This window comes from Vibrio renipiscarius (assembly GCF_000827885.1).
GTDB classification, from domain to species: Bacteria; Pseudomonadota; Gammaproteobacteria; order Enterobacterales; family Vibrionaceae; genus Vibrio; species Vibrio renipiscarius.
Window position 1 is genome coordinate 44,263 of the sequence record NZ_JTKH01000023.1, and the last position, 20,831, is coordinate 65,093.

The 20,831-nt window shown below is 46.7% G+C and carries 20 protein-coding genes; 7 read left to right on the top strand and 13 right to left on the bottom strand.

Annotation, left to right across the window (positions count from 1 at the left end; all coding sequences use genetic code 11):
- Positions 1-37: 37 nt before the first annotated feature.
- Together OJ16_RS12595 and pomA are read right to left on the bottom strand one after the other, a co-directional pair.
- A complete protein-coding gene (locus OJ16_RS12595; RefSeq protein ID WP_040991200.1) occupies positions 38-985 on the bottom strand; it encodes a flagellar motor protein MotB in 948 nt (315 codons plus the stop codon).
- Positions 986-997: 12 nt separating this feature from the next.
- A complete protein-coding gene (gene pomA / locus OJ16_RS12600; protein WP_040991202.1) occupies positions 998-1,759 on the bottom strand; it encodes a flagellar motor protein PomA in 762 nt (253 codons plus the stop codon).
- Between the two features lie 296 nt (positions 1,760-2,055).
- Between pomA and xseB the strand changes: the two genes are divergently transcribed.
- The 3 genes from xseB to dxs are packed head-to-tail and all read left to right on the top strand — an operon-like array spanning position 2,056 to position 5,089.
- Positions 2,056-2,298 (top strand): exodeoxyribonuclease VII small subunit, encoded by a 243-nt coding sequence (xseB, locus tag OJ16_RS12605; RefSeq protein ID WP_040991204.1) that lies wholly within the window; start codon positions 2,056-2,058, stop codon positions 2,296-2,298.
- A gap of 20 nt (positions 2,299-2,318) precedes the next feature.
- Complete coding sequence (gene ispA / locus OJ16_RS12610; protein WP_040991206.1) at positions 2,319-3,203, top strand: (2E,6E)-farnesyl diphosphate synthase; 885 nt, start codon at positions 2,319-2,321, stop codon at positions 3,201-3,203.
- 20 nt (positions 3,204-3,223) lie between these two features.
- Positions 3,224-5,089: a 1-deoxy-D-xylulose-5-phosphate synthase gene (gene dxs / locus OJ16_RS12615; protein ID WP_040991208.1), complete on the top strand. Its 1,866-nt coding sequence runs from the start codon at positions 3,224-3,226 to the stop codon at positions 5,087-5,089.
- Between the two features lie 55 nt (positions 5,090-5,144).
- Here dxs and truC read toward each other — a convergent pair whose 3' ends face one another.
- A complete protein-coding gene (truC, locus tag OJ16_RS12620; RefSeq protein ID WP_040991210.1) occupies positions 5,145-5,882 on the bottom strand; it encodes a tRNA pseudouridine(65) synthase TruC in 738 nt (245 codons plus the stop codon).
- A complete protein-coding gene (locus tag OJ16_RS12625) occupies positions 5,883-6,197 on the bottom strand; it encodes a YqcC family protein (protein ID WP_040991212.1) in 315 nt (104 codons plus the stop codon).
- 76 nt (positions 6,198-6,273) lie between these two features.
- On the opposite strand from OJ16_RS12625, the gene OJ16_RS12630 reads away from it, so the two are divergent.
- Both OJ16_RS12630 and OJ16_RS12635 read left to right on the top strand, forming a co-directional pair.
- Entirely contained in the window at positions 6,274-7,311 is a 1,038-nt protein-coding gene (locus OJ16_RS12630) for a DUF3549 family protein (protein ID WP_040991213.1), read from the top strand.
- Between the two features lie 13 nt (positions 7,312-7,324).
- Entirely contained in the window at positions 7,325-7,624 is a 300-nt protein-coding gene (locus OJ16_RS12635; RefSeq protein ID WP_040991215.1) for a DUF3301 domain-containing protein, read from the top strand.
- Here OJ16_RS12635 and OJ16_RS12640 read toward each other — a convergent pair.
- Positions 7,572-8,090 (bottom strand): GNAT family N-acetyltransferase, encoded by a 519-nt coding sequence (locus OJ16_RS12640; protein WP_040991217.1) that lies wholly within the window; start codon positions 8,088-8,090, stop codon positions 7,572-7,574. The genes OJ16_RS12635 and OJ16_RS12640 overlap by 53 nt on opposite strands.
- A 906-nt stretch (positions 8,091-8,996) precedes the next feature.
- On the opposite strand from OJ16_RS12640, the gene OJ16_RS12645 reads away from it, so the two are divergent.
- Complete coding sequence (locus tag OJ16_RS12645) at positions 8,997-9,281, top strand: hypothetical protein (RefSeq protein WP_040991219.1); 285 nt, start codon at positions 8,997-8,999, stop codon at positions 9,279-9,281.
- Between the two features lie 121 nt (positions 9,282-9,402).
- On the opposite strand, the gene sucD is transcribed toward OJ16_RS12645, so the two are convergent.
- From sucD to sdhC, 8 genes are all read right to left on the bottom strand, one after another.
- Positions 9,403-10,275, bottom strand: coding sequence for a succinate--CoA ligase subunit alpha (sucD, locus tag OJ16_RS12650; RefSeq protein WP_040991221.1), 873 nt, complete (start codon positions 10,273-10,275; stop codon positions 9,403-9,405).
- On the bottom strand, positions 10,275-11,441 hold the full coding sequence (sucC, locus tag OJ16_RS12655) for an ADP-forming succinate--CoA ligase subunit beta (RefSeq protein WP_005599007.1): 1,167 nt from the start codon (positions 11,439-11,441) through the stop codon (positions 10,275-10,277). Before sucC ends, sucD begins: the two co-directional genes overlap by 1 nt.
- A gap of 197 nt (positions 11,442-11,638) precedes the next feature.
- A complete protein-coding gene (gene odhB / locus OJ16_RS12660) occupies positions 11,639-12,844 on the bottom strand; it encodes a 2-oxoglutarate dehydrogenase complex dihydrolipoyllysine-residue succinyltransferase (RefSeq protein ID WP_040991225.1) in 1,206 nt (401 codons plus the stop codon).
- 11 nt (positions 12,845-12,855) lie between these two features.
- Positions 12,856-15,711 carry a 2-oxoglutarate dehydrogenase E1 component gene (gene sucA, locus OJ16_RS12665; RefSeq protein WP_040991227.1) on the bottom strand — a complete coding sequence of 952 codons (2,856 nt, stop codon included), beginning with the start codon at positions 15,709-15,711 and terminating at the stop codon, positions 12,856-12,858.
- A 98-nt stretch (positions 15,712-15,809) separates the two neighbouring features.
- The gene (locus OJ16_RS12670) at positions 15,810-16,520 is read right to left on the bottom strand and encodes a succinate dehydrogenase iron-sulfur subunit (RefSeq protein ID WP_040991794.1); all 711 of its coding nucleotides are present in this window, start codon (positions 16,518-16,520) and stop codon (positions 15,810-15,812) included.
- Between the two features lie 13 nt (positions 16,521-16,533).
- The gene (gene sdhA, locus OJ16_RS12675; protein WP_040991229.1) at positions 16,534-18,300 is read right to left on the bottom strand and encodes a succinate dehydrogenase flavoprotein subunit; all 1,767 of its coding nucleotides are present in this window, start codon (positions 18,298-18,300) and stop codon (positions 16,534-16,536) included.
- Positions 18,301-18,645: a succinate dehydrogenase, hydrophobic membrane anchor protein gene (gene sdhD / locus OJ16_RS12680; RefSeq protein ID WP_040991231.1), complete on the bottom strand. Its 345-nt coding sequence runs from the start codon at positions 18,643-18,645 to the stop codon at positions 18,301-18,303.
- Positions 18,639-19,031: a succinate dehydrogenase cytochrome b556 subunit gene (gene sdhC, locus OJ16_RS12685; protein ID WP_040991233.1), complete on the bottom strand. Its 393-nt coding sequence runs from the start codon at positions 19,029-19,031 to the stop codon at positions 18,639-18,641. The genes sdhD and sdhC overlap by 7 nt, the downstream gene beginning before the upstream one ends.
- 395 nt (positions 19,032-19,426) lie before the next feature.
- Here sdhC and OJ16_RS12690 point away from each other — a divergent pair, with 395 nt between their 5' ends.
- Positions 19,427-20,716, top strand: coding sequence for a citrate synthase (locus OJ16_RS12690; RefSeq protein WP_040991235.1), 1,290 nt, complete (start codon positions 19,427-19,429; stop codon positions 20,714-20,716).
- The last annotated feature ends 115 nt before the right edge of the window (positions 20,717-20,831 follow it).

Here is a 20,831-nt window from a genome sequence, read left to right on the forward strand (position 1 = left end):
ACGAGCTTTAAGCTCGTCTTTTTAGTTTAGGCATTTATTACGGGTTTGAAACCTGAACTTCGTCACTATATAAGGGTTCGCCCTGCATAATGCTGATTTCAACCCGACGGTTTTTAGACCGTTGCAACTCAGTATCATTCGGACCTAAAGGCTCAGTATCGGCCATTCCGCGGACACGCAACCGTTGATGCGAAAAGCCTCGAACCGCTTCCATCTCTTGAGCGACAGAGACCGCTCTTTGCGCGGAAAGGTCCCAATTAGACCGATACAACTCGGAATCCAGACGCTGATTGTCTGTATGGCCCGATATGCGAATGATCCCCGGCACATCTTTGACTAGCTCCGCCACTTGACGCACTAATGGACGAAACTTAGGCTGCAAGAACGCGGAGTCAGCAGGGAATGCGCCTTTTTCGCGAATACGAATGACGATTTGCTGACCGAGATTATCAATCTCAATCGCGCCTTCTTGTATCTCCCGCTCTAGTGCTTTTTTGATGGATTCCATTAGGGTCTCCATTTCTTCTGACATCTCTGAAGCTTGGGATTGCTCGCTGTCCGATTCGGTATTTTGATTGTCTTGCGTTGACGTTTCCGGTGATTGACCACCGGTCAGTTTGCCTTTCTCACGCTGAGTTCCCCCAGCGCGATCGGATTCACCTTCATGAAACTCTAAGGTTTGCTGCGTAATGTCGATGGTTTGCTGCATGATCACATCAATCGGCGTCGGTTCAGGGCGGCCAGGACGGAACTCTTGCGCGATAATGCTGGTCCCTTTCGGGATATCTTTGACTTCCAAGCGGTTTTGGATACCAAAGGCGAATTTCATCGACCCCGCGATTTGTCTAAATTTGAGCACGTCCATTTCTGAAAAAGAAAGCAACAAGACAAAGAAACACATCAACAAGGTCATTAAATCAGAAAAAGTCGTCATCCATAATGGTGCGCCTGGTGGTGGACATTTGCAGCCTTTATCATCATCCATAGGGCTTCCTTACTAAGCGTCCACATCAAGGGATCGTTTACCTTCATTGAGGTAATTTTTCAGGTAGCTATCAATCACACGAGGGTTTTGACCATCTTGAATGGCCAGAACGCCATCCATAATTAAACGACGATTGAGTTTTTCTTGCTCACGACGCAGCGATAATTTATCGGCAATCGGGAAGAACACCATATTCGATAGAACAGCACCGTACAGCGTGGTCAACAAAGCGACCGCCATCGCAGGTCCTATGGATTTCGGATCATCCATATTCGATAACATCGCCACCAAACCGACTAACGTACCAATCATCCCCATCGCGGGCGCAACGTCACCGAATGCTCTAAATACGCTGGTGCCTTTTTCATGGCGTTCATCGGTCAGAGAGATGTCTTTTTGCAATGCTGCTCGTACAACGTCGGCATCATGCCCATCCACCAATAAATCGATGCCTTTTTGCATGAAGCTGTTGGTCATCTCCATCTCTTCAAGCGCGAGAAAGCCCCCTTTGCGAGCGGAGTCTGCCATTTCGACAATCTTCGCGATCAGATCTTCTGGCTCATCGGTTTTAAACATAAAAGCTTTACCGGCGATTTTAGCGGCACCAAAAAATTGCCCGGCCGTGAATTTCATCAACACCACAAATGCAGAACCACCAATAACGATAAGGATCGACGTGACGTCGACGAACATTCCTAGGCTTCCGCCCAACAACATCGCCATGATCACGAAGGCGAAACCGCCAATGAGTCCAATTAGCGTAGCTAAATCCACAAAGCACTCCTCATGCTAACCTTTTATACTGTCTCTGGAATTATATCGGCAGCGCTTGTGAATCTTTAATTTTTTTATTGGCATCGCATTCACATTCCCCTCAAGCAACACCTAGCATTGGTGGATAATTCATCGATTTCGTTATAGATCATTTCGTCACAACGAATCACTCCCCTATTTTCCCCTTATCTTTACTCTGTTTTAGCTCGATTTTTATAACAATTTTCCTCTGTTAAATTTGACCATCATTAACGGCTAAGGTAACTTTCGTGCATCTTTCCTAATCTAGAAATATTATGGCGAGCAAGAAACCTGAAAATATGACCTTTGAGGCGACCATTGACGAGTTAGATACTATCGTTGAAGACTTAGAAAATGGGGATTTAGCGTTGGATGATGCGCTAAAGAAATTTGAGCGCGGCATCGGCTTGGCGCGTGCAGGTCAAAGCAAACTGAACGATGCGGAACAGCGCGTTAGTATCTTGTTGCAAAATGATGATGACGCCGCGTTGTCTGACTTTTCCTCTCAGCCTGAATAGCACCGTTAGAAGATTACTGTATGCTTGAAGCATTAACATCGTTTCAACAACGAAATAGCCAACAATTAGAATGGTGGTTGGATCAATATCCTCACCAAAATCAAACGCTGATTGAAGCGATGCGTTACGGCTTAATATTAGGCGGTAAACGCGCTCGTCCGTTTTTGGTTTATATCACAGGCCAAATGCTTGGCTGCGATGTAGAAAACCTCGACACTCCGGCTTCTGCCGTCGAGTGCATTCACGCCTACTCGCTGATTCACGATGATTTACCAGCAATGGACGATGACGCATTACGTCGTGGTCACATGACTTGTCACATCAAATTTGACGAAGCGACCGCGATTTTAACTGGCGATGCCTTGCAGACTCTTGCCTTTACTATACTGGCTGAAGGTAAACTGGATCCGATTGCAGAAGCACAACGTATTAAGATGATACAAGTGCTCGCACAAGCGTCTGGTGCCGCTGGCATGTGTATGGGGCAATCGCTCGATCTGCAAGCGGAAAATCGACTGGTCAGTCTCAGTGAATTGGAAGAAATTCACCGAAATAAAACCGGCGCGTTGATGAAAAGTGCGATTCGCCTCGGCGCACTGGCGGCGGGTGAAAAAGGCGTTGAAATGCTGCCGCTGCTGGATAAATACGCGGACGCAATTGGCCTCGCTTTCCAAGTGCAAGACGATATCTTGGATATTATCAGCGACACAGAAACGCTCGGCAAGCCACAAGGCTCAGACCAAGAGTTGAATAAAAGCACCTACCCAGCTCTGCTAGGATTAGAAGGTGCTATCAACAAAGCTAACAATCTGTTAGAGGAAGCGCTTCAAGCATTGCAAGCGATCCCTTACAATACACGATTACTAGAAGAGTTCGCCCGATACGTCATCGAGCGCAAAAATTAACACTATAAGCGCGCAATACTATGACTCTTGATATATCTAAGTACCCAACACTGGCACTGGCAAATACGCCAGATGAACTGCGCAGCCTGCCGAAAGATGTGCTGCCTAAGCTATGTGATGAGCTACGCACCTATCTTTTGAACTCGGTCAGCCAGTCGAGCGGCCACTTGGCATCAGGATTAGGCACGGTAGAGTTAACCGTGGCGCTTCACTACGTCTATAAAACCCCGTTTGACCAACTCATTTGGGACGTAGGCCATCAAGCTTATCCACACAAAATTCTTACTGGTCGCCGCGAGCAACTGTCGACTATTCGCCAAAAAAATGGTCTACATCCGTTCCCTTGGCGCGGAGAAAGCGAATACGACACGCTTTCTGTCGGTCACTCATCAACGTCTATCAGTGCTGCACTTGGTATGGCGATCAGCGCACACAAAGAAGCACAGAACCGCAAAGTGGTCAGTGTCATTGGTGATGGTGCGATCACTGCTGGTATGGCGTTTGAGGCGATGAACCACGCCGGTGACATTCATCCGGATATGTTGGTGATCCTGAACGACAATGAAATGTCGATTTCTGAAAACGTTGGCGCACTCAATAACCACTTAGCTCAACTGCTTTCTGGTAACTTCTATACCTCGATCCGCGAAGGCGGCAAACGCGTACTTTCTGGCGTACCGCCAATCAAAGAATTAGTACGACGTACAGAAGAACACCTAAAAGGCATGATGATTCCAGGCACACTATTTGAAGAGCTTGGTTTTAACTATATCGGTCCAGTGGATGGTCACGATGTGATTGAGCTGGTGAAAACGCTGAAGAATATGCGTGAGCTGAAAGGTCCGCAATTTCTACACATCATGACCAAAAAAGGCAAAGGCTATGAACCTGCGGAGAAAGATCCGATTGGTTACCATGGCGTGCCGAAATTTGACCCAAGCCACTCAAGCTTGCCAAAAAGCAGTAGCAGTAAGCCAAGTTTCTCCAAGATTTTTGGTGACTTTTTATGCGATATGGCTGCGCAAGATCCTAAGCTGATGGCGATCACGCCGGCTATGCGTGAAGGTTCTGGCATGGTGCGCTTCTCTAAAGAATTCCCAGAGCAATACTTTGATGTTGCGATTGCAGAGCAGCATGCGGTCACTCTCGCGACGGGCATGGCGATTGCGGGCAATCATCCAATTGTTGCTATCTACTCGACGTTTTTACAGCGTGGCTATGATCAATTAATCCACGACGTCGCGATTATGGACTTACCGGTGATGTTCGCCATTGACCGTGCCGGTTTGGTTGGCGCTGATGGCCAAACTCACCAAGGTGCGTTTGATATTAGCTTTATGCGCTGTATCCCGAACATGGTGATCATGACGCCAAGCGATGAAAACGAATGTCGTCAAATGCTCTACACGGGTCATACTCACACCGGCCCAAGTGCCGTGCGTTACCCTCGTGGGAGTGGTATGGGCACCGAGATCGAGCAAACATTTACGGCATTGGAAATCGGTAAAGGTCGCTTGGTACGTCAAGGCGAAAAAGTGGCCATTCTGAACTTTGGCACCTTCATGCCAAGCGCACTAGAAGCGGCAGAAAAGCTAAACGCGACCGTTGCGGATATGCGCTTTGCTAAACCACTTGATCATGAATTGATTAAGCAACTTGCCGCCGATCACGATGTACTGGTGACGCTAGAAGAAAATGCGATTGCAGGCGGTGCGGGTGCGGGCGTGATTGAGTTCATGATGCATGAAAAGATCCTAAAACCGGTACTAAACCTTGGTTTACCCGATTACTTTGTACCGCAAGGCACACAGGAAGAACTGTATGCCGATCTTGGTTTAGATAGCCAAGGTATTGAACACTCGATTCGCCAATACATCGCAAAATAACCCGCGATTTGATTGATGTTAAAAAGCCCTCAGTTTGAGGGCTTTTTTGTGCGCGTTATGCGGTTGCGGTGAGGCTTGGCAGCGCCCATTCAAATTCATCACAGAGCTTATGCCATGTTTCATCAAACCCGGCACTGATCGTGAGTTTTTGCTGTGTATAAGGGTGGATAAACTCCAACGACGCAGCATGCAACAACAAACGGTGCGAATCATAAACATTATTGAATAAGCGATTATGGCGCCCTTCACCATGCGTCGTATCTCCGACAATAGGATGGCGTAGGTGAGCCATATGGCGGCGTAACTGATGTTTACGGCCAGTCAAAGGGCTCAATTCAACCATGCTATAACGCGTTGTCGGGAACTTGCCCGTTGAATGAGGCACTTCCACTTTTGCTAGTGGGATATAATCCGTTATCGCTTCTTGTGCTTCTTGATCTTGCTTGGCAAATTTATCGGCAATTTTGTCCAGATCAACTTTCAATGCGTAATCAAGACGCCCCGCTTCTTCAATCCAACCACGTACCACCGCATGATACGTTTTCTTCATCTCATGATTGGCAAAGATTGGCATCATTTTCGAGGCAATCTCACTCGACAAACCAAACACCAAAACGCCGGACGTTGGGCGATCTAATCGATGCAAAGGAAACACATGCTGACCAATTTGATCGCGCAACGTCTGCATCGCAAATTGTGTTTCATGCTTATCGAGCCAACTGCGGTGCACCAACATTCCGGCCGGTTTATTCACCGCGACAAAGTATTCGTCCTGATAAATGATTTCTAACATCTAAGCGACCTCTTGATCAATTCGGCGGATCACCGTAAGTAAAGCGGCGTATTGCGCTTGCTGCTGCCAACTCTGCTCAAAATAGCCCACCATAGAGAAACCTGAAGGAACCGATTGTTGAGCATTAATCATCGCGCGGATCTTAGGTAAAAAGATCCATTGCAGCCATTGCTGAGGTTCAAGTGTATCAATGGCAAAAGGCTCTGTGCTCGCTAATGCTTCTGCAGACGGCGCTTCGCTTTGCCAACAACCGAGTGAGTGCATTTGCAGCTCGAGCTCATCTAATAATGCGATCAAAGGAATATCTTGTTTCATTTATCTTTGTCGAGGACCTTGAAAATAGCGCATAGAGTACCATCTATAAGGTAAAGAAAGTTAGGAAAAGTCTTCCATGGATACGATTCATACCTTAAGTGAACTGTTAAAAAACAGCGGCTGTCATTACCAAATTTTTGATTTGGGGCGTCGAATTAAAACGATTTCAAACCAAACCTTCGCGGATATTGAATTGGGTCAACAACCTTACCCTTATCCGATGCAACGTAAGGCCCATCTTGCTATTGCGTATTGGAACGAAGCGAAACAGCCTTGGATTTGGTTTCTTAAATTTGAACTCGATGAGCGCGGCCTATTAAAACAAACCGACGTTGGCAACTTTATTAAGTATGTACTCGAAGCGATGGGAACACGCTTGAATCAAGAGATGAATGAGGATCAGCAACAAAAATTAGCCAACAATCCTTACACCTTTAAACCCGCCGAAGAAAAGATGGCGGTGTTTCATAGCCAAATTCGCGCCACACTGGATCTAACGTGCAGCCAATATTATGAGCATGCTCAGCACTATTTCTCTGGTGGTCTTGGTTGGGATAAATGGCAAACGGTTGGTCTGCAAGGCATCACCGATATGTGCGCTCGTTTAGGCCAAGAAGAAAATGGTGTCATGGTCCGCAATGCGCTGAAGCACTTACCTAATGAACCTTTGTATGCAACGTTGGGCGCGCTTGAGCATGTCGACATAAAAGACAAACTCGCTAGCCGTATCGCAGAACTTGCGCGCATTGAAATGGATAGCCAAAATCCAGATTTATTTTTACTTTCTGCCTACGCACGCGCTTTAGCGGGCGCTGACACAAGCCTTTCAGCCCCCATTATTGATGCTATTTTGGCCCATCCTCGCTTAAGCCATCAAGAGGTTCTCATTGGGATTGCGGGTCGCTGCTGGCACCTACTGGCCAATGCCGAGACTGCAGAGCAGTTTCTTCTACGTTTAGCGCAAACGGGGAATCAAGCACTGTTTAATCAACTCTTTGCCGACTTAGTCATGCTGCCTGAATTACGCATGGTTCTATTGCCACTGTTGCATTCATCACCATCGCCAGAACTGGCCAATGCGTTGCTAAAACTGCAGCAAGCAACCAAGGCTTAAGACGAGAAAACCTATGATTTCTGATCTACTGGCTATTTTGGCATTATGCTTCGTCTGCATGCTCTTTTGGCAGCAACGCCGCCAATCTGAATTAGCCAAAACGGCCATTCAACGCAAATGTGACCAATTGGAATTACAATTGATCAGCACCGCATTGAAAACGCATAAAATCAAAACGCCAGACGGAGTCTGGCGTTGGCATAGTATTTATCAGTTTGAATTTTCAGCGCTTGGCGATGATTGCTACCAAGGCCAACTGATTATGCAAGGTTTCCATATAGTGAAGTTTCATCTGCCACCTCATCGTATGTAAACTGATACTCGTAATAAGGGCCAAAATCATCGTCATATTGGCCCTTAAATTCAAAACCCAATTTATCGAGTAATTGTATCGAGGCTTGATGGTCGATCGTCGAGGTAGCCTTAACTTGATGAAGATTCAAATCTCTTACCGCCTTGCCAAAAAACGCTTTCAGTGATTCAAACGCAATCCCTTGTCCCCAGTACGCTTTATCAAAAATATAACTAAGCTCAGGTTGCGAATCGAGATGACTGATCACAATGTGCCCCATGTAGTCTCGAGTTCGGCTATCAAGCACTGCTCTAGCGTAGGAGTTTTCATCATTAAGGAGTTTTTGAAAGATCTGCTTAGCAGTGGCAACAGTGTGTGGGCCATTCATATGCGCACGATTTTTGGCGCAGCAATTGAGCACCAAAAAGTCCGATTGGAGCGACTCGTTATAAGGTATTAATAACGCACGGCGAGTTACGATCGTCACAACAATTCCTTGTTTGAAAATTATGTATAGCAAATACTTCTGAAATCAGAAGGGACTTAAGCCGATTTTATTGATTGAGTTAGCCGTACAAGTTTATTTAAATACTATTTTTATAATTATGGATTTGATTGACGTCGTTAGTTTTTTTATTTTTTTACCGTAAGAAGAAAAGCCCCGACACATAAGTATCGGGGCTATAGTCTTACTCGCAGCAATCCAGCTACTGAAAATGCTCCATGCATCATCCGTAATAGCTACTGAATCCTTCAGTAATTTCCGTCCATCGCTATCCTAGCGGTGTCCTTAATTCCTATAAGCTAACCATCCCCGTTAGCGCACATCACTTGATCCTTGAGCGGTGTCCCTGGCATCGTCCTAATGCTGTCCTTTCTCTATCCTAGAGATGTCCTAAGCAGTCCTTGCCCGTGTCATCCTCGACACAGTGAGATCCTTTTCTCTCCAAGCTCCATGCTAAGTTCGTGGTTCCTTCCGAACTTAAAATCTTCATCCTGAAGATAATCACATCCTTAGTGATTTGATTTCCTTGTCAAACTCCGTTCGACACAGAGTAATTTACGCGAATCTTGGTCATAAACAATTGCACCATGTCACACTTTTAAATTACCCCCTAGAACAATAAACAGTCAAAACCTAATAAATCATAAGCTTAAGGTTATAAATAAGACCTCAACCAATGCCATTACGTTATTTATCTCACACCATTTGTAAGCGATCTCTCACACGCGATTGAGCATTTTTCCATTCGCCTAATTGAGCACGAGCCAGTATGATGAAATCAGTCATTAACATCGATGTTTATACCAATCAGGATAAGCGGTCAGATATTTTCCAAAAATGGCCAAAGCCCCGTGTTGATTGGTAGTAAAGTGCTAACAAGGACCTCACATGCTCACCAAAGATATCAGCTTAGAACTTGAGCAAGTCATCACCGCATTAATTGCAGAAGGCAAAGAACCGACCGTCGCATTAGTCAAAAGCCGATTAAAAACGTCAGTCCCAATCCCTGCCCTCATCGGCACCATTAAAAGTTGGAAAAGCTCAAACAGAATACCCAAAATTGAAGTGGCGGCCGCCCCACAATCAGAAGACAGTCGCATTACTCAATTAGAAGCGCAAATTCTTGACCTGCAATCTCGACTGAGCGCATTGGAAGCAAAACTCGCCCAATAGAAGGCCACACGATTCTAGATAAGGCCCTGAAATGCAAAAAGGCTTGGCACAATGCCAAGCCTTTTTATTGACCGCGCAATCTGAAGACTCAGAGCGAGCAGCACTGATCACATGTTTGGTATTACCAACCCGTGACCTCACGTAATGCTTTGCCGATATCAGCCAAAGACTTCACCGTCTTAACACCCGCCGCTTCAAGCGCTGCGAATTTATCTTCTGCGGTGCCTTTACCACCAGAGATAATCGCGCCAGCATGCCCCATGCGCTTACCCGGAGGAGCCGTCACACCCGCAATATACGAAACAACCGGCTTAGTGACGTTGTCCTTGATAAACGCAGCCGCTTCCTCTTCCGCCGTACCACCGATTTCACCGATCATTACGATCGCTTCCGTTTCAGGGTCCGCTTGGAACAGTTTCAAAATGTCGATAAAGTTTGAGCCTGGAATTGGATCACCACCGATACCAACACACGTTGACTGACCAAAACCTTCATCGGTGGTTTGCTTAACGGCTTCGTAAGTCAATGTCCCAGAACGAGACACAATACCCACTTTACCTTTCTTATGAATGTGACCCGGCATGATACCAATCTTACATTCATCTGGTGTAATCACGCCCGGACAGTTTGGACCGATCATCACTACGCCCGCCTCATCAAGACGCACTTTGACATCTAGTAAATCAAGCGTTGGAATACCTTCTGTAATGGTCACGATCAGTTTGATACCCGCATCGATCGCTTCTAAAATCGCATCTTTACAGAATGGCGCTGGTACATAAATCACCGATGCCGTTGCACCCGTCACTTCAACCGCGTCGCGTACCGTGTTAAAAACGGGAAGACCAAGGTGCATTTGGCCACCTTTACCTGGTGATACCCCGCCCACCATTTTTGTTCCGTAAGCGATCGCTTGTTCAGAGTGGAATGTTCCCTGACCACCGGTGAAACCTTGACAAATAACCTTGGTATCTTTGTTAATTAGTACTGACATTATTTGCCCTCCGCTGCCGCTACGACTTTTTCTGCAGCTTCTGATAGAGAATTTGCCGCAATGATGTTTAGGCCACTTTCAGCCAGTTTTTGCGAGCCTAATGGCGCGTTGTTACCTTCAAGGCGCACGACAACCGGAACTTCCACACCCACTTCTTCAACAGCACCAATAATGCCTTCGGCAATCAAGTCACAACGTACAATACCACCAAAGATATTGACGAAGACCGCTTTTACATTGCTGTCAGAAAGGATAATTTTGAATGCTTCCGTTACGCGCTCTTTGGTGGCACCGCCGCCGACATCAAGGAAGTTCGCAGGTTGGCCACCGTGTAGATTGACGATATCCATCGTGCCCATTGCGAGGCCTGCACCATTCACCATACAACCGATGTTGCCATCAAGAGCAACATAATTAAGCTCCCACTGAGCCGCGTGCGCTTCACGCTCATCTTCTTGCGAAGGATCGTGCATTTCACGTAATTTTGGCTGACGGTAGAGGGCATTTGAATCGATATTAATTTTACCATCGAGACACAATAGGTTGTCATCGCCAGTAATAACCAGAGGGTTGATTTCCAGTAACGCAAGATCGTATTGCGCGAACATCTCGCCAAGACCAATAAAGATCTTAACGAACTGTTTAATTTGGTCGCCTTTAAGGCCTAGTTTGAATGCGAGCTCGCGGCCTTGATAAGCCTGCGGACCCACAAGAGGATCAATGGCGGCTTTATGAATCAGTTCTGGCGTTTCTTCCGCCACTTTTTCAATTTCAACGCCACCTTCGGTTGAAGCCATGAATACAATACGTTGAGTCGAACGGTCAACAACCGCGCCTAGGTAAAGCTCGTTAGCAATGCTTGACGCTTCTTCCACTAGGATTTTCGATACCGGCTGACCATTGGCGTCAGTCTGGTAAGTAACGAGGTTTTTACCTAGCCACTTTTGCGCAAATTCTTTTACGCCATCTTTCGTATCATGCAATTCAACGCCGCCCGCTTTACCGCGGCCACCAGCGTGAACCTGACATTTAACGACTTTCTTCTCAGTACTAATACGGCCTGCCGCTTCAAATGCTTCTTGTGGTGTGTCACAAGCGTAGCCTTCTGGCACAGGCAAACCGAATTCTGCAAACAGCTGTTTGGCTTGGTATTCATGCAAATTCATTTTGATATTCCGTTTATTATTCCCTCAGGGGATTTATTATTTCCATAACGTCACAGTTTGAGCACTGTTTTTACGTCTGCATGGTCTTCTCAAATCAATCGCAATACGATTCAAATGAAGGCCGGACCGTTGAGCTAGTCTAGCCTCGGGCACTTTAAGCGTCGAGCTATCAGAGATAACTCGACGTTTCAGCGATACTAAACGTCTAACAAGAGACGTGCTGGGTCTTCAAGTAACTCTTTAATGGTTACAAGGAAGCCCACTGACTCACGGCCATCGATTAAACGGTGGTCATAAGACAATGCCAAATACATCATTGGTAAGATTTCAACATTGCCATTAACCGCCATTGGACGATCTTGAATCTTATGCATACCCAAGATAGCCGATTGCGGCGGGTTGATGATTGGCGTCGACATGAGTGAACCAAACACACCACCATTGGTGATAGTAAAGTTCCCCCCCATCAATTCATCGACCGTTAACTTTCCGTCACGACCTTTGATTGCGAGCTCTTTAATGCCTTTTTCTACTTCCGCGAATCCTAGCGTATCGCAGTCTTTCAATACTGGCGTGACGAGGCCGCGAGGCGTAGAAACGGCCATGCTGATATCGAAGTAGTTGTGGTAAACGATATCTTCACCGTCGATCGATGCATTCACTTCTGGGTAGCGTTTTAAGGCTTCCGTTACGGCTTTAACATAGAACGACATAAAGCCCAATCGAATACCATGACGCTTTTCAAACTGCTCTTGGTACTGTGCACGCAAGTCCATGATTGGTTTCATGTTGACTTCATTAAACGTGGTCAACATCGCCGTACTGTTCTTCGCTTCAAGCAAGCGGTTTGCGACGGTCTTGCGTAGACGTGTCATAGGCACACGTTTTTGGCTGCGCGCCGCGGCAGGCGCTGGCGCTGCACTTTCTTGTACTGCTGGCGCCGCTTTTGCGCTCGCCAAATGCGCATCAATGTCTTCACGCGTAATACGACCACCGACACCGGTGCCTTTCACTTGATTCGCTTCAAGACCATGCTCAGCCAACAAGCGACGAACGGCAGGACTGAGTGAATCATTGCTCTCTTCCGTTAAAGACGCTTTGTGGCGCTTATCTGGTGAGGCTTGTGATTCTTCCGTCGTATCTGTTGTTGGCTCACCCGCCACAGCACCCGGTTTAATTTTTGCGAGAAGTTGCTTTGATAAAACCGTCGCACCTTCAACTTCTATAATCGCTTCCAATACACCTGCTTCTGGCGCTGGCACTTCAAGGACAACTTTGTCGGTTTCAATGTCAACTAACACATCGTCACGAGCAACGATATCGCCGGGTTGTTTATGCCAAGTCGCAACCGTTGCGTCAGCGACTGATTCAGGTAAATCTGGAACCAGAATTTCAATTGTCATTTCTATCTTCCTTATACTTCTAGTTCTTTATTCGCGGTTTTAGAATCTGAGGTGTTCACACCGATGATCAGAGCCTCTTCAACCAATGCTTTTTGTTGTTTCAGGTGAACCGACATATAACCCACTGCTGGTGATGCCGATGCTGGGCGACCGGCGTATTTCAACGCTTTACCCGCAGGAATCGCTGCAATGAAATTATGTTGGCTACAATACCAAGCACCTTGGTTTTGTGGTTCTTCCTGACACCAAACGAAATCTTCGACATTGCTATACGCTTCTATCGCCGCTTTGACCTCTTCCAATGGGAATGGGTAAAGCTGCTCAATACGAACAATCGCCACATTATTGCGCTCGTCTTTACGACGCTGCTCAAGTAGGTCGTAATACACCTTGCCTGAACAGAATACGACGCGCTTAACTTGGCTGGCATCTAGAGCATCAATTTCAGGGATAGCGGGTAAGAATGTGCCATCAGACAAATCTTCTAAACTCGACGTACACAATGGATGGCGCAGCAGAGATTTAGGCGACATAACGATCAAAGGACGACGCATCGGACGCACAACCTGGCGGCGAATCATGTGGTAAACCTGCGCAGGCGTCGAAGGTACGACAACTTGCATGTTCTGCTCTGCACACAATTGTAAGTAACGCTCTAGACGTGCTGAAGAGTGCTCAGGACCTTGACCTTCATAACCGTGTGGAAGCAGCATGGTTAGGCCACATAGACGTGCCCATTTTTGCTCACCCGATGAAATAAATTGGTCGATTACGACTTGGGCACCGTTAGCAAAATCACCAAACTGTGCTTCCCAAATCGTTAGGCCACCGGGTTCTGCGGTTGCATAGCCATATTCAAAAGCCAATACCGCTTCTTCAGACAGTACCGAGTCAATCACTTGGAAAGGCCCCTGCTTATCATGCACATTGGCTAATGGGATGTAAGTGCTCGCATCTGTTTGGTTGTGCAGTACAGAGTGGCGATGGAAGAACGTACCACGGCCGGCATCTTGACCCGAAATACGGATGCGCTTGCCATCGTCGACTAACGTGGCGTAAGCCAATGTTTCAGCCATGCCCCAATCTACCGCTTTCTCGCCATTCATCATCGAGATACGATCGTTATAGAGCTTATTCACTCGGCTCTGTAACTTGTGGCTTTCCGGTACTTGGCATAAGCGATGACCCAATTCGAGCAAGCGCTCTTTGCCATATTGGCTATTCCACTGAGTATCCCAATCATGACCAAGATACGGAGACCAGTCGACAGAATGCAATGCCATTGGGCGCCATTCTTTTACGACCACTTCACCGCGATCGAGCGCATCACGATACTCATTGACCATTTGAGTCGCCGTTTCAATATCGTAATCACCGCGTTCGATAAGCACATCGGCGTAAAGTTTACGTGGTGTTGGGTGTTTTTTGATTTTTTGATACATCAGCGGCTGAGTCGCATTCGGCTCATCGGCTTCGTTATGGCCATGGCGTCGGTAACAAACCAAATCAATCACCACGTCGCGCTTGAACTCATTGCGGTAATCAAGTGCAATTCGAGTCACGAATGCCACCGCTTCAGGATCATCGGCGTTCACGTGGAAAATTGGCGCCTGTACCATCTTCGCGATGTCAGTACAGTACATTGTTGAGCGCATATCGCGTGGATTTGACGTCGTAAAACCAACTTGGTTATTGACGACAACGCGTACCGTACCACCAACTCTATAACCACGAGCTTGCGACATGTTGAAGGTTTCTGCCACAACACCTTGGCCAGCAATTGCTGAATCGCCATGGATGGTGATTGGTAGTACCGTACTGCCATCTCTATCGCCTAAGCGATCTTGACGCGCGCGAACCGAGCCCATCACCACAGGGTTAACAATCTCAAGGTGCGATGGGTTAAATGCCAAAGCTAAGTGAACATCACCACCCGGTGTGGCGAAATCCGCAGAGAAGCCTTGGTGATATTTCACATCGCCAGTACCCCATGATTCACCATGCTTACCGGCAAATTCATCAAACAGATCTTGCGGTTTTTTACCCAGAACGTTGACCAGCATATTCAGACGGCCACGGTGGGCCATACCAATCACGACTTCACGCATACCGCTTTTACCGGCATGGCGAATAAGCTCTTTCATCATCGGGATCATGGCATCGCCACCTTCCAATGAGAAACGCTTCGCGCCAGGGAATTTCGCGCCTAAATAACGTTCAAGACCTTCTGCTGCGGTCAACTCGTCAAGAAACTCGCGTTTCTCCTCAGCGGTAAATTGCGGCTTACCCACTACAGGCTCAAGACGTTGCTGTATCCAACGCTTTTGCTCAGTGTCGATAATGTGCATGTATTCTGCACCAATCGAACCACAGTAGATTTGTTTTAACGAGGAGAGGATATCTTTCAGACGCATCGTCTCTTGCCCAATCGCAAAAGAGCCGACATTGAAGGTTTCTTCTAAATCATCATCGGTAAGATTATGGTACGAAGGCGCTAACTCAAGCACCGGAGGTCGGTTCCATAAACCGAGAGGATCCAATTCTGCAGCCTCATGACCGCGGAAACGGTACGCATTGATCAGCTGAAGAACTTTAACTTGTTTCGCATCGACATCGGGGTCGCTAACTTGGACATTGTAATGCTTTGTTTCTTGAGCGAGTCGACGGAAGTAATCACGAACACGTGAATGGGGTTGTTCCACTACATCTTGTGTAGGTTTCGGCAACCCTTCAAATACACGAATCCACTCTTCACTTACCAGGTCGGGGTCACTTAGATACAGTTCGTAGAGGTCCTCTACATACGTTGCATTGGCGCCAGCCAAGTGTGAGGACTCGAGCCATGCCTTCATCACACCGTTGTGCATATTTTCCCTTAACCAGTAGTTTTCACGTTTGCTGCGGTCTATGCCGAGCTTGTAATAGGCCGCTATTCAATCATTGAATAGCGGCAAGCTTGTTCTGTTTATACCGAACGATTAACCAGCATTGTTTTGATATGACCGATTGCTTTCGTCGGATTTAATCCCTTAGGACAAACACTTACACAATTCATTATGCCATGGCAACGAAAAACACTAAAAGCGTCATCGAGATCGGACAATCTTTCTTCTGTTGCAGTATCGCGACTATCAATCAACCAACGATAAGCGGCTAACAACCCAGCCGGGCCGATAAACTTATCAGGATTCCACCAGAAAGAAGGGCACGAGGTCGTACAACATGCACACATAATGCATTCATACAAACCATCAAGATGCGCTCGCTCTTCCGGTAGTTGCAAGTTTTCACGTGACGGTGGCAATGCGTCATCAGCCACCAAAAACGGTTTTACTTTCGCGTAGTTATCATAAAACTGAGTCATATCGACGATAAGATCACGCACTACCGGCAAGCCGGGTAGCGGACGGATGACAATCTTATCGCCCGCCAGCGCGGACAATGGCGTCACACACGCAAGTCCATTCTTGCCATTCATGTTCATACCATCGGAGCCACAGACGCCTTCGCGACATGAACGGCGGAATGATATCGTCGGGTCTTGTTCTTTAAGTAGGATCAGCGCATCCAAAAGCATCATGTCTGAGCCTTCTTCTACCTCAAGAATGTAGTCCTTCATAAAAGGTTTATCGTCTGTATCGGGATTGTAACGATACAAAGAGAAGTTCATTTTCATCATCTATCCTCCCTTAGTATGTACGTGCTTTCGGCGGAAAAGCTTCACGATGGACAGGTTCCATGTTCACACCACGCTTAGACATTGACTCTGTCTCAGGGTTGTAGATGGAGTGACATAACCATTGCTCATCATCCCTATCAGGGAAGTCAAATCGAGCATGTGCACCACGACTTTCTGTACGGAAGTTCGCCGCTACCGCTGTCGCGTAGGCGGTTTCCATCAAGTTTTCTAGCTCAAGGCACTCAATGCGCTGAGTGTTAAACTCGGTAGACTTATCCGCAAGATAAGCATTCTTCAAGCGATCTCGAATAACCTTAAGTTCCTCAAGACCTTTCGCCATCGCATCACCTTCACGGAAGACGGAGAAGTTATTTTGCATGCACTGCTGTAGATCTTTACGAATTTGAGCAGGGTCTTCACCATCAGTACTGTTTTCCCAACGGTTATAACGCTCAAGTGAACGCTCAATGTCTTCATCCGTTGCAGGCTTCGCCTCTGCTTGCTTATCCAGAACTTCACCTAAATGTAAGCCTGTTGCTCGCCCGAATACGACAAGGTCAAGTAGCGAGTTGCCTCCCAAACGGTTGGCGCCATGCACCGATACCGAAGCGATTTCACCACACGCAAACAGACCTTGGATTTCAACATCATTACCGGCTTCGTCTTGCTTAATCGCTTGACCAGAGACCTGTGTTGGCACGCCCCCCATCATATAGTGACAAGTAGGAATAACTGGAATTGGCTCTTTGACCGGATCAACGTGAGCAAAAGTACGTGATAACTCACAAACCCCTGGAAGACGAGACTCCAATGTTTCTTTACCCAGGTGATCCAATTTCAGTTTGATGTGTGGACCCCACGGGCCATCACAGCCTCGGCCTTCACGGATCTCGATCATCATTGAACGAGCAACCACATCACGCCCTGCCAAGTCTTTGGCATTCGGTGCATAGCGCTCCATGAATCGTTCGCCATCTTTATTCAGTAAGTAGCCACCTTCACCGCGACAACCTTCTGTCACCAATACACCTGCGCCTGCGATACCCGTTGGGTGGAACTGCCACATTTCAATGTCTTGCATTGGTACGCCAGCACGAATCGCCATGCCCACACCATCACCGGTATTAATGTGCGCGTTGGTGGTCGAGGCATAAATACGCCCTGCGCCACCTGTAGCCAGAATAGTGGCTTTCGATTTGAAATAGCACACCTCGCCGGTTTCCATGCAAAGTGCAGTACAACCAAGAATGGCACCGTCTTCATTTTTCACTAAATCAAGCGCATACCACTCTGAAAAGACGGTGGTTTTATGCTTGATGTTTTGTTGATACAAGGTATGCAATAGTGCATGGCCAGTACGGTCAGCGGCCGCCGCTGTGCGCGCGGCTTGCTCACCACCGAAGTTCTTCGACTGGCCACCAAACGGGCGCTGATAAATCGTACCGTTATCGAAACGAGAAAACGGCAGTCCCATCTTCTCAAGTTCAATCACCGATTCAGGGCCGTTTTTACACATGTATTCGATCGCGTCTTGGTCACCGATGTAATCGGAGCCTTTTACGGTATCGTACATATGCTGTTCCCAATGATCTTCGTGCGCATTACCTAGCGCTACCGTAATACCACCTTGAGCAGATACGGTATGAGAACGAGTTGGGAAAACCTTAGATAGCAGCGCACATGACAGGCCCTGCTCAGAAATTTGCAGTGCCGCACGCATGCCTGCACCACCTGCGCCGATTACTACGGCATCGAATTCACGAACTGGAATAGACACTTACGCACCCCACAAAATAAATAGGCCAGAGAAGAAGTAACCTAATAGCAATGCCACAACACCCACTTGCAAACCACCACGCAATTTAGTGCATTTGATATAGTCAGTCAGAACTTGCCAGAGGCCAATCCAAGCGTGGATCAATATGCAAGTGAGCGTCACCATAGTAAAAGCTTTGGTGAAGGTCCCCGCGAAAAATTGAGTCCAGGAAACGTAAGAGATATCGGTGAAAGCACAAAAGCTCACCAAATAGATCGTGTATAAGGTCATAAGAATGGCGGTCACACGAATCAACAGGAAATCATGTACACCGTTACGACCGAAGGATGAAACGTTTTTTACCATACCATTATCCCCGCAAGTATCGACAACACCGCAGTCACAGCAAAAGAGACTTTCGCGCTTAATGCACCAGTGTCGAGTTCTTCAAAATAGCCCATGTCCATCATCAAATGACGAACACCACCGACAATGTGGTAGGCTAAAGCGGTTAGGATTCCCCACAGAATAAAGGTAACGAACCAACCATCAATTAGGTCAGCCGCTTGCTTAAATCCTACAGGAGAGGATAGAGATAGAGACAGCAACCACAGCAGGATACCGACTGCTACAAATGTAATCACACCCGCCACACGATGGACAATGGATGCGATAGCAGTGATCGGAAAGTGCATGGTTTGCAAGTCTAGGTTTACAGGTCTTGACTTTCTTTCTTTCACGGGCTTGCTCACTCAGCTCACTAGAGCATTTATAGTTATTAAAGAAATACAGAGCTGAACCCAATAAAACTTAACATTAAATTAACAGCAAACCATCCGATACCGCCGCTAAAATGTAAAAATTCTGTTAAATAACGTACTCAAGGCTATCAAAATAGTTTCTTTCAACCCTTGAATTTATTAGGTTTCTCTTATACTTCACTCGAGCACTATACGGTTGGCAACATTCTAATACAATTGGTGTAACAATTTTTGCTACACAGACCAGCTTTTTAACTTATTACGCGCAAAAAATAATAACAAGTGCACACATCAGAGGAGAATAATTGACTTTGTACGTGAAGAGACGTACAAAAATGGCACATAAACATCCTGGATGGATTAAATAATAAACAAAGGAGATTGTTATGGCGGATAAGAAAGCGACGCTTCATATTGAAGGTAAAGCGCCGATCGAACTGCCGATTATGGCGGGGTCTATTGGTCCCCAAGTAATCGATGTTCGCAAACTTGGAGCAAATGGGTACTTTACCTTTGATCCTGGTTTTCTTGCCACTGCATCTTGTGAATCCCAAATCACCTACATTGACGGCGGCAAAGGTGTGTTATTACACCGTGGCTTCCCTATCGATCAATTAGCAAACAATGCTGATTATTTAGAAGTCTGTTATATTCTTCTTTACGGTGAAGCCCCTACACGTGAGCAATACGAACGATTTAAGACAACCGTTACTCGCCACACAATGGTGCATGAGCAAATTGCTAGCTTCTTCCATGGCTTCCGCCGTGATGCTCACCCAATGGCAGTTATGTGTGGTGTTGTTGGTGCTCTCGCTGCCTTCTATCATGATTCACTTGATATTAATAACGACGTACACCGTGAAATTGCAGCCTATCGTCTGCTGTCTAAAATGCCTACATTGGCGGCCATGTGTTACAAATACTCCATCGGCCAGCCATTCATCTATCCACGTAACGATCTAAACTACGCAGAAAACTTCCTCCACATGATGTTTGCAAATCCATGTGAAGAATACGAAGTCAATCCAGTGGTTGCGCGTGCGATGGATAAAATTTTCACACTCCACGCAGATCACGAACAAAACGCATCAACCTCAACAGTCCGTCTTGCAGGTTCATCAGGTGCTAACCCATTTGCTTGTATCGCGGCGGGTATTGCATCGCTTTGGGGCCCTGCTCACGGCGGCGCAAATGAAGCTTGCTTGAAGATGTTAGAAGAGATCGGCAGTGTCGATAACATTCCGGAGTTTGTTGAACGCGCGAAAGACAAAGATGATCCATTCCGTCTGATGGGCTTTGGTCACCGCGTTTACAAAAACTACGATCCTCGTGCAACTGTCATGCGTGAAGCATGTCATGAAGTCCTGACTGAGCTGAATATTCAAGACCCATTGCTGGATGTAGCGATGGAGCTGGAGCGTATTGCGCTTTCGGATGAGTATTTTGTGTCGAAGAAACTCTACCCAAATGTCGATTTCTACTCAGGTATCATTCTTAAAGCGATTGGTATTCCCGTTTCTATGTTTACCGTTATCTTTGCCATGTCTCGTACTATCGGCTGGATTGCACATTGGAATGAAATGCACAGTGATCCTGCAAACCGTATCGGCCGTCCACGTCAGCTCTATACTGGTCAAACTCAGCGTGAGTTTGCACCCATTCATGAACGTGAATAATCGATAGTTAAAATCATTGATTAATAGAAACCAAAAAGGGGTTGATGTTTAACATCAACCCCTTTTCTTTTTTGCCTTCTCGACTTCGCTCTGCCTGATGCAAATCAGGCCCCGT

Coding starts and splice junctions, on each gene's coding strand:
- OJ16_RS12595 (WP_040991200.1), bottom strand. CDS start 985: ATGGATGATGATAAAGGCTGCAAATGTCCACCACCAGGCGCACCATTA.
- xseB (WP_040991204.1), top strand. CDS start 2,056: ATGGCGAGCAAGAAACCTGAAAATATGACCTTTGAGGCGACCATTGAC.
- ispA (WP_040991206.1), top strand. CDS start 2,319: ATGCTTGAAGCATTAACATCGTTTCAACAACGAAATAGCCAACAATTA.
- dxs (WP_040991208.1), top strand. CDS start 3,224: ATGACTCTTGATATATCTAAGTACCCAACACTGGCACTGGCAAATACG.
- truC (WP_040991210.1), bottom strand. CDS start 5,882: ATGTTAGAAATCATTTATCAGGACGAATACTTTGTCGCGGTGAATAAA.
- OJ16_RS12625 (WP_040991212.1), bottom strand. CDS start 6,197: ATGAAACAAGATATTCCTTTGATCGCATTATTAGATGAGCTCGAGCTG.
- OJ16_RS12630 (WP_040991213.1), top strand. CDS start 6,274: ATGGATACGATTCATACCTTAAGTGAACTGTTAAAAAACAGCGGCTGT.
- OJ16_RS12635 (WP_040991215.1), top strand. CDS start 7,325: ATGATTTCTGATCTACTGGCTATTTTGGCATTATGCTTCGTCTGCATG.
- OJ16_RS12645 (WP_040991219.1), top strand. CDS start 8,997: ATGCTCACCAAAGATATCAGCTTAGAACTTGAGCAAGTCATCACCGCA.
- sucD (WP_040991221.1), bottom strand. CDS start 10,275: ATGTCAGTACTAATTAACAAAGATACCAAGGTTATTTGTCAAGGTTTC.
- sucC (WP_005599007.1), bottom strand. CDS start 11,441: ATGAATTTGCATGAATACCAAGCCAAACAGCTGTTTGCAGAATTCGGT.
- odhB (WP_040991225.1), bottom strand. CDS start 12,844: ATGACAATTGAAATTCTGGTTCCAGATTTACCTGAATCAGTCGCTGAC.
- sucA (WP_040991227.1), bottom strand. CDS start 15,711: ATGCACAACGGTGTGATGAAGGCATGGCTCGAGTCCTCACACTTGGCT.
- OJ16_RS12670 (WP_040991794.1), bottom strand. CDS start 16,520: ATGAAAATGAACTTCTCTTTGTATCGTTACAATCCCGATACAGACGAT.
- sdhD (WP_040991231.1), bottom strand. CDS start 18,645: ATGGTAAAAAACGTTTCATCCTTCGGTCGTAACGGTGTACATGATTTC.
- OJ16_RS12690 (WP_040991235.1), top strand. CDS start 19,427: ATGGCGGATAAGAAAGCGACGCTTCATATTGAAGGTAAAGCGCCGATC.